General features: G+C 39.8%; 13 protein-coding genes and 1 pseudogene. 10 read left to right on the plus strand and 4 right to left on the minus strand.

Going from position 1 to position 11684, the window contains the following annotated elements; genetic code table 11:
* Positions 1-89: 89 nt before the first annotated feature.
* Together NE536_RS08510 and NE536_RS08515 are read right to left on the minus strand one after the other, a co-directional pair.
* Entirely contained in the window at positions 90-1124 is a 1035-nt protein-coding gene (locus tag NE536_RS08510; RefSeq protein ID WP_261272418.1) for a hypothetical protein, read from the minus strand.
* On the minus strand, positions 1117-2073 hold the full coding sequence (locus tag NE536_RS08515; protein WP_261272419.1) for a hypothetical protein: 957 nt from the start codon (positions 2071-2073) through the stop codon (positions 1117-1119). Before NE536_RS08515 ends, NE536_RS08510 begins: the two co-directional genes overlap by 8 nt.
* A gap of 582 nt (positions 2074-2655) precedes the next feature.
* Here NE536_RS08515 and NE536_RS08520 point away from each other — a divergent pair.
* The 9 genes from NE536_RS08520 (at position 2656) to NE536_RS08560 (ending at position 8301) form a co-directional block, all read left to right on the plus strand.
* Complete coding sequence (locus NE536_RS08520) at positions 2656-3057, plus strand: hypothetical protein (protein ID WP_261272420.1); 402 nt, start codon at positions 2656-2658, stop codon at positions 3055-3057.
* A gap of 387 nt (positions 3058-3444) precedes the next feature.
* On the plus strand, positions 3445-4020 hold the full coding sequence (locus tag NE536_RS08525; RefSeq protein ID WP_261272421.1) for a hypothetical protein: 576 nt from the start codon (positions 3445-3447) through the stop codon (positions 4018-4020).
* 358 nt (positions 4021-4378) lie between these two features.
* Entirely contained in the window at positions 4379-4849 is a 471-nt protein-coding gene (locus NE536_RS08530) for a hypothetical protein (RefSeq protein WP_261272422.1), read from the plus strand.
* A 42-nt stretch (positions 4850-4891) separates the two neighbouring features.
* Entirely contained in the window at positions 4892-5257 is a 366-nt protein-coding gene (locus NE536_RS08535) for a hypothetical protein (protein WP_261272423.1), read from the plus strand.
* 53 nt (positions 5258-5310) lie between these two features.
* A complete protein-coding gene (locus NE536_RS08540; protein WP_014609910.1) occupies positions 5311-5880 on the plus strand; it encodes a hypothetical protein in 570 nt (189 codons plus the stop codon).
* A 34-nt stretch (positions 5881-5914) separates the two neighbouring features.
* Positions 5915-6238: a YecR family lipoprotein gene (gene yecR, locus NE536_RS08545; RefSeq protein ID WP_014609909.1), complete on the plus strand. Its 324-nt coding sequence runs from the start codon at positions 5915-5917 to the stop codon at positions 6236-6238.
* 106 nt (positions 6239-6344) lie between these two features.
* Entirely contained in the window at positions 6345-6575 is a 231-nt protein-coding gene (locus NE536_RS08550; protein WP_261272424.1) for a hypothetical protein, read from the plus strand.
* Positions 6576-6636: 61 nt separating this feature from the next.
* Positions 6637-7044, plus strand: coding sequence for a LexA family protein (locus tag NE536_RS08555; protein WP_261272425.1), 408 nt, complete (start codon positions 6637-6639; stop codon positions 7042-7044).
* Positions 7045-8301, plus strand: a complete 1257-nt coding sequence (locus tag NE536_RS08560) for a Y-family DNA polymerase (RefSeq protein ID WP_261272426.1) — start codon at positions 7045-7047, stop codon at positions 8299-8301.
* A 311-nt stretch (positions 8302-8612) separates the two neighbouring features.
* Here the strand turns inward: NE536_RS08560 and NE536_RS08565 are convergent, their stop codons facing one another.
* Positions 8613-9563 (minus strand): GlxA family transcriptional regulator, encoded by a 951-nt coding sequence (locus NE536_RS08565; RefSeq protein WP_261272427.1) that lies wholly within the window; start codon positions 9561-9563, stop codon positions 8613-8615.
* A gap of 137 nt (positions 9564-9700) precedes the next feature.
* On the opposite strand from NE536_RS08565, the gene NE536_RS08570 reads away from it, so the two are divergent.
* Complete coding sequence (locus NE536_RS08570) at positions 9701-10594, plus strand: MBL fold metallo-hydrolase (protein ID WP_261272428.1); 894 nt, start codon at positions 9701-9703, stop codon at positions 10592-10594.
* Positions 10595-11047: 453 nt separating this feature from the next.
* Here the strand turns inward: NE536_RS08570 and NE536_RS08575 are convergent.
* Positions 11048-11359 (minus strand): annotated as a pseudogene (locus tag NE536_RS08575) (helix-turn-helix domain-containing protein); the annotation flags it as partial.
* Positions 11360-11684 lie beyond the last annotated feature (325 nt).

Raw genomic sequence — 11684 nt, forward strand, 5'->3', positions numbered from 1 at the left:
TGTAAGCCTAAATTTCAGCCACTGTTTTTGACACGGTTAGGAACAATAAAAAGGGGAGCTAAGTTGCTCCCCTTGAACCTTTGATTGGCTTATTTACTCACATTTTTAATAAGCATACTGTACAGTTCGTTAAACTTAGCCCTTAACTTATATGGCTGGCTATGCTTTGAGGCTTTATTTGAATGTTCCATCATTAACCCCTTAACATTCAACAATTCTTTGTGAACCGCTTCTTTGATTTCCTCTGACTTCAGAGGCATTAGCCTGCATTTTTCGATATAACGTTTCATCTTGCGGCGTTCATCTTTTGGCAAGCGCTGCAAAGCAGGTTTTAGCCCGCAAGCTATGATAGCAATAATGGTATGTGGATGTAGATTGGTTAATGGCTTCAAAGCATTTAAATCATATACCTCGATACGCTTAAGATAATCACATGGACCTAAGAAAGCAGATAACTCATGTAACATACAGTTAGGTTTTAATTGGGCTTCAAGGCGTGTCTCCGGCTCACCGGTTGTCATAAGATTTTTCGCCTTACAATTCGCAGTGCGGTCATAAGCAACCAACCTAAATTTAGCCTTCCTATTTCCGAAATAGTAACTTCCAATATCACCATTTTTTGCAAAAGCAATCATAGATGTTTGTGATTTTGCTAGGTTAAAACTTAGCTCATTTATTTGAATCGCTAAATCATGGGCGATATCAACAGCAGTGACTTTCATATTATCACTAGCTAGAAGTCCATGATCTGAAACTATATGTTCAAGCCATTGTCTTGCTATAAAAAAGTGTTTTCGTTTTAGCGGAAACCCATTAAAACTTAGCCTGATGAAAGGCCTATTCTCTGCATAGGGGGCAACTTGAATGAACAAGTGAGGTACACCATTTTGTGGTCGTGCCCAATCTATAATTTCTAGCAAAGGTAGCTTAATACAGTAGCGATAGCCGCCTGAAGACTTAAGAACTTGCGACTGTGCTAGTTGATGGTGTTTAGCTATTGATTTAGCAATCTCAATGATGTTGTTGGCGATATTATGCTTGCAAAGTTCATCTAAGCAACGCATGACGATTACTAAGTTATCGCATAGAACGGCATTCAGAATATTAGCTATAAACTTATTCATATGATGCCTCCAAAGTCTTTAAGTGTTTGGTCAGTAACTTGATAGCTTTTTTGACGGCCTTAAGTTTCTTGCCTGCGTCAGTATCGATAAACGCAGCGATTATGGCTTTGCTACTTTTGAATTTGTCAGCCTTAATCTTGAACTGTTTAAGGAATTGGCGATGGCTTTCACTTTGTTTGACTTTCTCTGTGTTGGATTGTTTAGCCGATATCTTAGCCTTCGCATCAGAGTCTAGAGTTTCATCGTCGCTATCATCAAAATCTAGATCCGCATCCTCTTTGACTTCATCATTTACTTCAACATCTAGACCATCATCAGAATTATCTTTATCGAGTAGGTCAAGTGAACGCATCGCGGCTTCGACTATCTTGCGGGTGTATTTACCGTTGATAGTAATGTCCTCACCGTGTTCTTCTTCAATATGCTCAACCACATCTTGAATTTCTTCATCTGTTAAGTCCTTCATTGGTAGCATTGAGTTGTCACTAAAGAAACCAATAGCATGTGGTCCGTTAACCACATGCGCTACTCTTGCAGCCCAAACTTGTTTGAGCGCGACGTCATACGAGATTTTGAGATTATTTTCGACATAGGCTTTAAAGTCCGCATAACCAAGTTTTTTATAACCTTTATTCTCATGTATGATGAATAGTGCTTGCTTGAGTTCAATTTGCGATGTTTTAACGATACTACCTAAGTGTTTAACGTGATCACGAGAGAGTTTAAATGTACCGTCAAAGGCGGATTTAAATTCGTCATCGTTTTTGAATAATTCTGATACCAACTTCGACTTTGGAAATGATTTATTCGAGCCGTCATCTTTGATAGCGTGTTTGTTTTTGACAGCTAACGACGTTGATTTCACTTTCTTAGTTTTCTTCGGTTTCTTGTTAGCGTGCTTAGTTGCTGGCGCTTTTGCATCGCTAATTTGTTTACGTTTAATAGCCATTGTAAATCTCCTAATTGAATCTGTTTGTGTGATCGGTGTGAACCGATCTCCTGATTTACAGATTCGATTTTTCATCACTGAATCACCTTTCTCTGCAATCACAGATCCGTTTACAGATTACAATTTGTAGCTATTTAGATACTGCTATCTAGTGCTGTGTCTACTCGTTCATAACTGCAAGCTTTCAGTTTTAGAGATAGCTATTAGTGATGATGACTACAATCATTCTGGATAGATATGTTCTAGAAACACCTTATTAGACAATGAATTATGTAGGAATTATGATTTAGATGCATAGACGGGACGATGCTTTGAATTATGCTAAATTAAATAGGTGAACGCTAAATTCGACGGGACGACGATTGATTTTTCTCGTTGGCGATTTACTTCATCGATATGATGAATTTGAGCTGCAAAAATCTGAAATTAAGACGGGACGACGAATTTGTTTTCGGTTGAGCTTTATCATAATGCTTTACCGACGGGACGATGAATTGATTGACTGTTTATGTGATCGGCTTTAGTTTTGTTAGTGCGTATGGGGCGTAGTTACTGTAGTAATCTCGTAGTCAAGGAAATGGTATGTTAGCTAACCGAAAATTAAATTTTAACTTTATTAACCAGCATATGGAGGAATGGTTCAAGGCCCTTAAAGTTCATAATGAACAAGTTATTGAGAGACGTTGTAGACAGTTACTTAATAGTAAAAATAAACTACCAAAGGAACAATTTGCAGAGTTTCAGGTATGTATCGATAAAGTAAAAAAGCCTGCATGGGAAAATTATCTTAGAAGGTGTCGTGATAAAAAATATGAGAAAGGTCGGGGCAGAATTTCAATCAATAAATCGACACAAGAGCAGTTAGACGAGTTAAGAAAAAAACTTGATGCTGATTCATATGACACTTTGATTGTTACATTAATTGATACTTATAAAAAAGCAAATCGGACTAAAAGTGCTCTACCTAAACCGAAGAGAAAGTAAAAATATTCGAAAGAGAATTTAGTTAATCACGACAATCATGTCTACAAATTTGAACTTTAAATATTGGTGTAGTGACTCGATATTTATCTAGGGCGAGAACGTTTTAGGTGCACGAGTTGCTTGCAAAATGAGCTAAGGCGTGACAAATAATCGAAAGCTGCACGGTTGGATACAATAAAGATTCTTATTAAATGTATGATTTAAAAGCTGAATACTCTTAGAGTTATTTTAAGGACTCATCTTAGAAGCTGTAGTTGAACAAGTCTCACTTTTTTATGCTAGGCATGGCTTATCGCAAATAGCTGTGATTGATAGTTTAATTTTACTATCATTTCAGATTGTGCAATTCTGCGATACTCACTTTAATTTATTGTTTTATAGGTTTTTATGAGCAAGTTTGATCTATTAAATACCGAAATGACTTCTTCTGAGGCCACCGAGTATTTAGAAAAAATACAAGATAGTTTGGATGAGATCTATGTAGCCGATAAACCGCCATCAGGTGAGGCCGGTACGATATGGCGATATTTTTGGGGAAACCCTCGCACTATTACACCACTTACTATGTACTTAAGAGGAATATTTTGGGCAGAAATAGATACTAGCGAGATTTTATTGAAGGAGCAAGCAAAGAAATTAAGAGCTAAATCACAGAAAAAAATCAAGACGCAAGCTCAAAAAGAACAAGAAGAAAAAAATGAAATATCTATAAATAACAATAAATTAAAAAAAGAGAATGATGAATTAAAAAGCCAACGAAAAAATGAAAAAAATGAGTTGCGTCGGTTTAAATTTATAGAAAGGTGTAAAAAGCACCCGCGTATGGAAGTTGCCCAAGCTAGAGATATTAATTTTCTATACAAAAGATTGAACGAATACACATCCATTAATCTTGAAGAACTTGAGTCATACAGACTGCAAAAGCAGCTTAAGGACGATTTACCGTATGACTCGAATGATTAAAACTCTTTTAAGTGTCCTTAAGTGCTAGAGGGATTACTACTTATCTAGCATTTATATGTCGTATTAGTTTGACTTGTTAGTCAGAAAACGGCCTGCTTTAGTTGAGCACTAAAGAGGACTCGTACTACCATATATTTATCCTATATGTGGTGTATCGCACTCGAGTACTAACGCGCTGAAGCCCGCATGCTTGATAATATCAGCCGCGGTCTTTGTTGCTTTTTATGGAGTGCTGCTGTCTGGTATCTTTTTCTAACATATTGACGTTTGTGTGGAAAACGTGCTTTATACCAAGTTTAAAGTATCGTACTTTAATTACTATCAATGGAATTGTGGGCTTGTAGCAGAGGGAAAGTAAATGAGTAAATTGCTAGAATGGAAGTTTGACGTCATCAATGATTCTCTTGATAAACTATTTGTTTTGGTTGAGAAAAATGAACATCCGCGGATGCTGGATGACTTGAATGCTTTTGTTAAAAAGACGGGCAAGCTTGAACTAGAAGACAGTTCATTCATGTCTATAAATGATTGGTTTGATTATTTAAGCCCTGAAACCCTCAAAAGCTTTAAAAGGACAATGTACGAAAAACGTAGGAAGAAAATCCGCCTTAAACATGAGACTCAGGTGGCGCTTCAGACATTGAAGGAAGTACTTAAACTCAAAAGTGTTAACGATGTGATTTTATATTTGTTGGATATATATAACGAAGGTTCAGAAATAGGTGGCCCAAGACCCTATGTGCATACTATGTCTGAATCATTGTACGATAAGTTTGATGAGCCAATTTTACCATTGTATCCCAGAGCTAGAGTGGCAATGTGCTCGTGATCGTTAAGGTGCTAGAGAAGCTTAACTAAAGGAATTTATGTCATGGGAAGACGCTACAGACGCAGAAGCCACGCCAACCAAATAATATCAGACGCGGTGTTTATCGTTAGTCGGTTGTCTTGGTATGGTGCTTTCCTATATGGCCTAATCACGTTCCTACTCTTCTACTATGCCGTTCCCTATTGGTTAAGCTCTGTGCATGCCACTCAGGTGGGAACTAGTATTAACCAAGGCCTAGAAGTCATTAATCACCGTTGGATACGCGTATTTCATTATGTGGGTATTGCTTGTGGCGTGGCAGGGTTGCTTTTCACTGTTCGCAATTATTTTGTATTGCCAACAGCCCAACGTAATGAGAGGAGCTTTGCAGGGCTTTTAGCGCGATTTTTAGGACATCATTGGGATTAGATTTACTAAGAAGATCCTATCACCCAATTTACTAACAAAACAAGGAGGTCCTAATGTTAGATCCACTTTCTATTGCAACAAGTTTCTCAACGATAGTTGGGTTACTCAGTAACTTTAAAAGTGAGCGTTCAGGTGGGCAACTATCCGAATTTATTACATGGTTAAAGGAAAAGCACCACGAAGATGTTGTTTCTGGCATTGAGCAGAATCAGATGTTGTCTCGTCAGCTTCAATCTCTTTTAGTCTTGAATCATCACGATTTAGTGACGCGACTAGATTCACTGGATATGATTTTGGCCTCAATTGCTACGAATATCGACACCTTTTCTAGCCTTGCTACAACCATTCGGCCTGATAGTATTTTTTCAGAACAAGCCATTTCAATTGTTAAGCAATTTGTAGTCTCAGGAGCTAGTGAGATTTGGGAATCTAGTGAATTAGGAACTAGAGAGCCTGCATTTATATTTCTAGGTGGCTCTGGCCGAGTAAATATTAATGAGCCGAGATTTGTAGAAGACGATCTCAAGACTCTAGTTGAGTTTGGAATTCTTCGGTTGGATTATGGGAGTAAAGGGACGAGAAAATTCATCATTACTCGCAAAGCGGTTCAGTTGGTTGCATAGTGCTCATAAAACTGTACAAAAGAGAAGGTGTATAATGCAATATCGTATGCGCTCAGTTTCACTCGCGTTATTGACACTAGTTATTGTCAGTGGCTGTTCTAGCGTGCCTATTGATTGGAATGCAATGGATGGCAGTAAATCAAATGGTACTGTAGAACTTGCATACGAATATCGCCCTATTTTAGATACTCCGCCAAGTGATGATCATGATGCAAATTTAATAGCAAATCAAAAATGTCAGGGGTGGGGGTATTTGAGCGCTGAAGCTTTCGGTGGTGCCACTAAATCCTGTGCTAAAACATATAATGGCGATTGTGTGAGGGTTAAAGTTACAAAGGTGTTTCAATGCCTCAAGTAGTTAAGTGAATAGCCCTTATCATCAACCTTACTTGCACTGAGAGAAATCTTTACTATCGTCATATTGATAAAGGTATTTCAATTCTCTGGCTAAGGATGGCTAATTCATGATTTTCCGACCTATACGGGTTCTAGTCACTTCAATCCTGTTAACCTTGTTCGGTTTTATAGCCATGTTTGTATACACGTTAATGCAGCCACAGTGTATTGATGACTTAGCAGAGATAAGCGAGATTGCATCCCTCCGAGCTGAACAAGGCTATACCGACCCAATGAACATTAACGTGACCTTCGATAAAGAGAAGAACCAATGGTGTTACATTGAGGTCGCTGAATAATTCTTGCTAGCTGCTATTCTACGACTATAATTACTGTATGTAATCACAGTGGTTTATTGCTATGCGTGTTATCCCTATTCCTGCCCGTGCAGGTATTACTGGTTTTGAGTCACCTGCTGCTGAATACACGCAGCTAGGTCTAAGCTTGGATGAGTTATTGATTGAACATCCAAGTTCGACTTTTCTCGCCTTTGCAGAAGGGGATTCGATGCAAGATGTCGGCATCTTTGATGGTGACTTACTCATTGTTGACCGCCACGAGACTGTACGTAATGGCGATGTGATTGTTGCCAGTTTAAATAGGGAGTTTATTTGCAAAATCATTGATATACCCCGCCGTTTACTGCTTTCCTCCAATCCACAACACCAGCCTGTCATCATTCACGAATACGATGAATTTAGTATTGAAGGGGTTATTACTCGTTCTATCCGTTGCCACCGTAAAAGTCCCTTATTGAGTGAAAAGTAGATGTTTGCGCTAGTCGATGCCAATAGCTTCTACTGTAGCGCGGAACAGGTGTTCCGGCCTGATTGGCGTGGTAAGCCTGTTGTTGTACTCAGTAATAACGATGGGATGATTGTTGCTGCCAATAGACAGGCTAAAGAAGCGGGTGTTCAGAAGTTTGTGCCTTACTTTCAAGTTAAAGCACTCTGCGCTAAGCGTGGTGTTATTGCTTGTTCGTCTAACTATGAACTGTATGCTGATTTGTCTAGCAAGATGATGGACATCATCGGCCGCTTTGCACCTGAGCAGCATGTCTACAGTATCGATGAAACCTTCCTGTCGTTTAAGAATTGTTATCCTGCAATAAAGTGCCTGCATACCCAAGGACAATTGATAAGGCGAGCTGTATGGAAAGAAGCTCGTTTACCTGTTTGTGTGGGGATTGCTGAAACCCTGACGCTGGCGAAACTAGCTAACCATGCTGCTAAGAAGATAGAGGGCTATAAAGGTGTCTGTGTTATCGACAATGACCAAGGCCGAATCGCTATTTTAAAGCAGCTTGCAGTGGGTGATGTTTGGGGGATAGGACGTAGGCTTAGCGCTAAGCTCGAACTGATGAATATCCGTACTGCGTTTGACCTCGCTAACATGCCAGCAGGATTAGCCCGTAAACAGTTCAGCATTGAAGTCGAGCGTACTGTACGCGAGCTTAACGGCCAAGTATGCAAGGTGTGGGATGAAGCTAGGGCTGATAAAAAGCAGATATTCTCGACAAGAAGCATGGGTGAGCGCATCACAGATTTTGAGTCATTATTGCAAGCATTGAGTAAGCACGTGGGGATTGCGGCGGCTAAAGCGCGTAAGCAAGGCTCAGTCTGCAAGACTATACTGTTATTTGCCACTAACTCTCCCCATGATGAGCGCCCTGTTAGCTATAAAACAGTGGTGCATTTTCCTTGTCCAACTAACTGTACTGTCGAGTTGACTAAGGCTATCTGTGAAGCCGCACCTAAGCTATTTCGTGAAGGTGTACGCTATTACAAGATAGGCGTAGGTTTGATTGACTTAACGAGCGAGAAACATAGCCAATTAGACTTGTTCAATCCTCCCACCGCAAAGCCAGCACTAATGCTTACACTCGACCACATTAACCAACGATATGGTAGTGATACCCTGTTTATTGCTGCTCAAGGCATAGAGCATAAATGGGCAATGCGGAGGGACTTATTGACGCCTCAATATACGACTAAGTGGCGAAGTGTCCCCCGTATCAAGTGCTAACTAGGTTATGCCCCTAAGTGTGCCACGGCTCGAAGATCAGCCCTTTGTTATCTGATAATTTGAGATACATAAAGTAATGGGTACCCAAAAGTAAGACCTGACCATGAGGGATTGCAAACATCGTTACAGTGAATCAGACTTGCCTAGTCTGATTCTGCGCGTAAAGCTGCCATTTGGTGTTAGCTTCGGATTATGCGCTTTCTACCCAAAACTTAGTTTCGATAAACAGTGTACTTGTAAAAATCGAACACTCAGTAAAATCGGCGTTTATAGTTTATTTTAGAGTTACTTCCAACATCGCTCTAACATCGTTAGTTTCCCGTAAATGTTTTACGCCAAGCACTTGGGCTAACGTGAAAACGTTGATTAAAATGTTGCCTAAATGACGTTGCAGTCTGAAAACCAACCATTTCAGACACTTTTTCTACAGAAAGTCTTGTACTTTCAAGAAGCTCAAGGCTACGTTGCAGACGAGTGCTTACAAGCCATTTTCCAAATGACATACCGGTAGCGTTGTTGAAATGCCGAGTAAAGGTACGACGACTCATAAATAATTGATCTGCTAAATCAGCGATGGAATATTGTTTGTCGAGGTTTTCACGTAAATAATCCAGTAACCTATTGACCTCTGCATCTTGAGTTGATTTTGGGATAGGTTGTGCAATAAATTGTGCCTGACCGCCTTCTCTGTGTGGCGGTACAACCAAGATGCGCGCAACTTTATTCGCTGTTTTTGTCCCATAAAAAGACCTCACAATATACAAGCAGCAGTCTAAAGCCGCGGCTGTACCTGCAGACGTGACTACACGGTCGCTTTCAACATAAAGTGCGTTCGTATTTAGCTTTATATTTGGAAAACGAACAGTAAAATCGTCCTCTGCCATCCAATGAGTAGCAGCTTCTTTTTCATCTAATAGCCCTGAGTAGGCTAATGCGTAAGCACCATAGCAAAGCCCCACGACCATAGCTCCTCTTGCATGAGCTCTAACCAATGCTTCAGAAATATTAGAAGTAGGCGCACTGTCTAGGTCATGCCACCCTGGAATGACGACTATATCTGCCAACTCAACGAGTTCTAATCCACCATCAGGCTGAACTGTCATCCGATTGTCAGTGTGTTGTGGCTTACCATCAATTGACACTATCTTTAAGTTAAAAATGGATTTGCCATCTGGCTGCATCGAAAAAACGGCTTGAGGCACAGCGACATGAAACACGCTGAAATGAGGGTAGAGAATCAAAGCGACAGTTGGTACTTGCATGTGCAAAGCGCTCCCAAGTGAATAGTCATATCATTATTTGGCCCAATTGTTTCGATATTTGTCACTTGGGTCAATATTCCCTCTCGTAAATACTGAGGATAATGTCTCATATTTATCAACTGCCAAAGAGATACATTATGAAAAACAAAGCTATCACCATCCTACTTACCTTAGGGCTTGCAACCATCATAAATAGCACCAATGCATTAGCTGAATCGGCTCCAACGCTGCATTCAGAACCACAGCAGATTCACTTTCAGCATATCCGAAATGCAACATCTAAACTCACTTATGGTGACACAACATTCTTAATCGACCCTATGCTGGCAAAGAAAGATACCTATCCTGGTTTTGCCGGTACTTACCGTAGTGAAATACGTATACCAATGATCGATTTACCCATGTCAGCTAAAGCTGTAATTGACAATGTAGACGCCGTTATTGTTACTCACACACATCTTGATCATTGGGATGATGCAGCACAAAGTGTAATACCTAAAACGATGCCTTTATTTGTTCAAAATGAAGAGGATGCAAATACTATTCGCGCTCAAGGCTTTAAAGATGTGCGTGTGTTAGGCATTAAAACTCAGTTCAATGGCATTAGTTTAACCAAAACAGGTGGGCAGCATGGCACGGATGAAATGTATGCAATCCCAGAGTTAGCTAAATTGTTAGGAGAAGCTATGGGGTTGGTTTTACAAGCAGATAATTACAGTACTGTATATTTTGTCGGTGATACCATTTGGCGTAATGAAGTGGAAAATGCTCTAAATGAATTTAAGCCTGAAGTAGTTGTTCTTAACACGGGTGATGCTCGTTTAGACGGCCTTGAAGGTTCTATTATCATGGGTGAACAGGACACTCTTCGAACTATTAAGCATGCACCTCAAGCTAACATTGTTGCTGTACACATGGATACGGTCAATCACGCAGCACTGACTCGTAAAGAGCTCAGGGAGTTCGTGGAAGAAAAAGGCATAGAAAAACAAGTATTAATTCCTGAAGATGGTGAATCGTTGAAGTTATAAGTATAGCTTCTTGATTAATTAGTTGTGAGTGATAAAGGGGTAAGTGGGGACTCGAAGTCGTGAGCGAGTGAATCACTCTGTACCAGACTGATTCACGCGAGCCCCTAAAACCCGTCCCTATCCCCCGTTTACGGCTATTCTGGGGCGGTTTTTTCCCTTAAGATGAATCAAATCTCTAGAGAATTGATTCATGTCCCTGTTATACCTATTCCGACTGGTTATATCGAGCGTTGATTAGTTTGTAGCTAAACGAAGCATTACTAATAGAATAGCTAATCCGAATCTGGCTAATAACAGTGAATTATCTAACAAGGTTTTGTCCAAAAGTGAGTTTGAAAATGATCAAACTTAATTATGAGAAACTGAAATTCGTCCTCAGATAAATTATCAAACAATAGCGGTATTACCGTTCATGACACCCATAATTTTTATCAAACTTTATTATGGTCGTACAACAGGTAATCCTACTAGGCGGCTTACGCCTGATATTTGTTCAGGGCTCCACTTGAGAGATAAGCCAAACTCAACATAGTTGATAGTTTTTTGTGAGATCTGATTTTTAGCCGCACAGCGTCGTCTATGTTGGGCTCGCCGCTGAGCAACATTTGGCTCGTAAGTGCCATTGATAGTATGTCGTCTCAACTCTCGGCTGATACTGGAATGGCTAACATTGAGTCGTCTACCGATCTCTCTATAACTTAAATGTTGGCTCAGATAGGCTTGAATCTGGTATCGTTGTCCTTCGATCAACTGCTTGTAGCTCATGGTAATACTCTAATTGTTTGGCGACGTTAGAATACCACCTATGGGCAGTTGATCTCTCGCCACCTACTCAACCATGAGTGGTGCACTTATTATCTGAATTTGCGGTTAAAAACTGGCCTAACTCTTGTATTGCTACTAGAGTATTAGATAGCTATCTAACAGGGCCGGATTATACATTGTTAAATTGGTTAACAAACCTATCCAGTCGAACGAATTTCATTCGATTATGGATGATTTATATCAATCAATAATCTCGCATTAAGTCGACTTAAGAACAAAATAGCTAAATGTTAACAGAATTTACAAAGCATAATCTCACCCTGAG

The organism is Shewanella septentrionalis (assembly GCF_025370265.1).
Classification (GTDB): Bacteria; Pseudomonadota; Gammaproteobacteria; order Enterobacterales; family Shewanellaceae; genus Shewanella; species Shewanella hafniensis.

Bases quoted from the DNA above. Each gene is read 5' to 3' on its own strand.
- NE536_RS08515 (WP_261272419.1), bottom strand. From the start codon at position 2,073: ATGGCTATTAAACGTAAACAAATTAGCGATGCAAAAGCGCCAGCAACT.
- yecR (WP_014609909.1), top strand. From the start codon at position 5,915: ATGCAATATCGTATGCGCTCAGTTTCACTCGCGTTATTGACACTAGTT.
- NE536_RS08570 (WP_261272428.1), top strand. From the start codon at position 9,701: ATGAAAAACAAAGCTATCACCATCCTACTTACCTTAGGGCTTGCAACC.
- NE536_RS08530 (WP_261272422.1), top strand. From the start codon at position 4,379: ATGAGTAAATTGCTAGAATGGAAGTTTGACGTCATCAATGATTCTCTT.
- NE536_RS08550 (WP_261272424.1), top strand. From the start codon at position 6,345: ATGATTTTCCGACCTATACGGGTTCTAGTCACTTCAATCCTGTTAACC.
- NE536_RS08520 (WP_261272420.1), top strand. From the start codon at position 2,656: ATGTTAGCTAACCGAAAATTAAATTTTAACTTTATTAACCAGCATATG.
- NE536_RS08555 (WP_261272425.1), top strand. From the start codon at position 6,637: ATGCGTGTTATCCCTATTCCTGCCCGTGCAGGTATTACTGGTTTTGAG.
- NE536_RS08560 (WP_261272426.1), top strand. From the start codon at position 7,045: ATGTTTGCGCTAGTCGATGCCAATAGCTTCTACTGTAGCGCGGAACAG.
- NE536_RS08565 (WP_261272427.1), bottom strand. From the start codon at position 9,563: ATGCAAGTACCAACTGTCGCTTTGATTCTCTACCCTCATTTCAGCGTG.
- NE536_RS08535 (WP_261272423.1), top strand. From the start codon at position 4,892: ATGGGAAGACGCTACAGACGCAGAAGCCACGCCAACCAAATAATATCA.
- NE536_RS08525 (WP_261272421.1), top strand. From the start codon at position 3,445: ATGAGCAAGTTTGATCTATTAAATACCGAAATGACTTCTTCTGAGGCC.
- NE536_RS08510 (WP_261272418.1), bottom strand. From the start codon at position 1,124: ATGAATAAGTTTATAGCTAATATTCTGAATGCCGTTCTATGCGATAAC.
- NE536_RS08540 (WP_014609910.1), top strand. From the start codon at position 5,311: ATGTTAGATCCACTTTCTATTGCAACAAGTTTCTCAACGATAGTTGGG.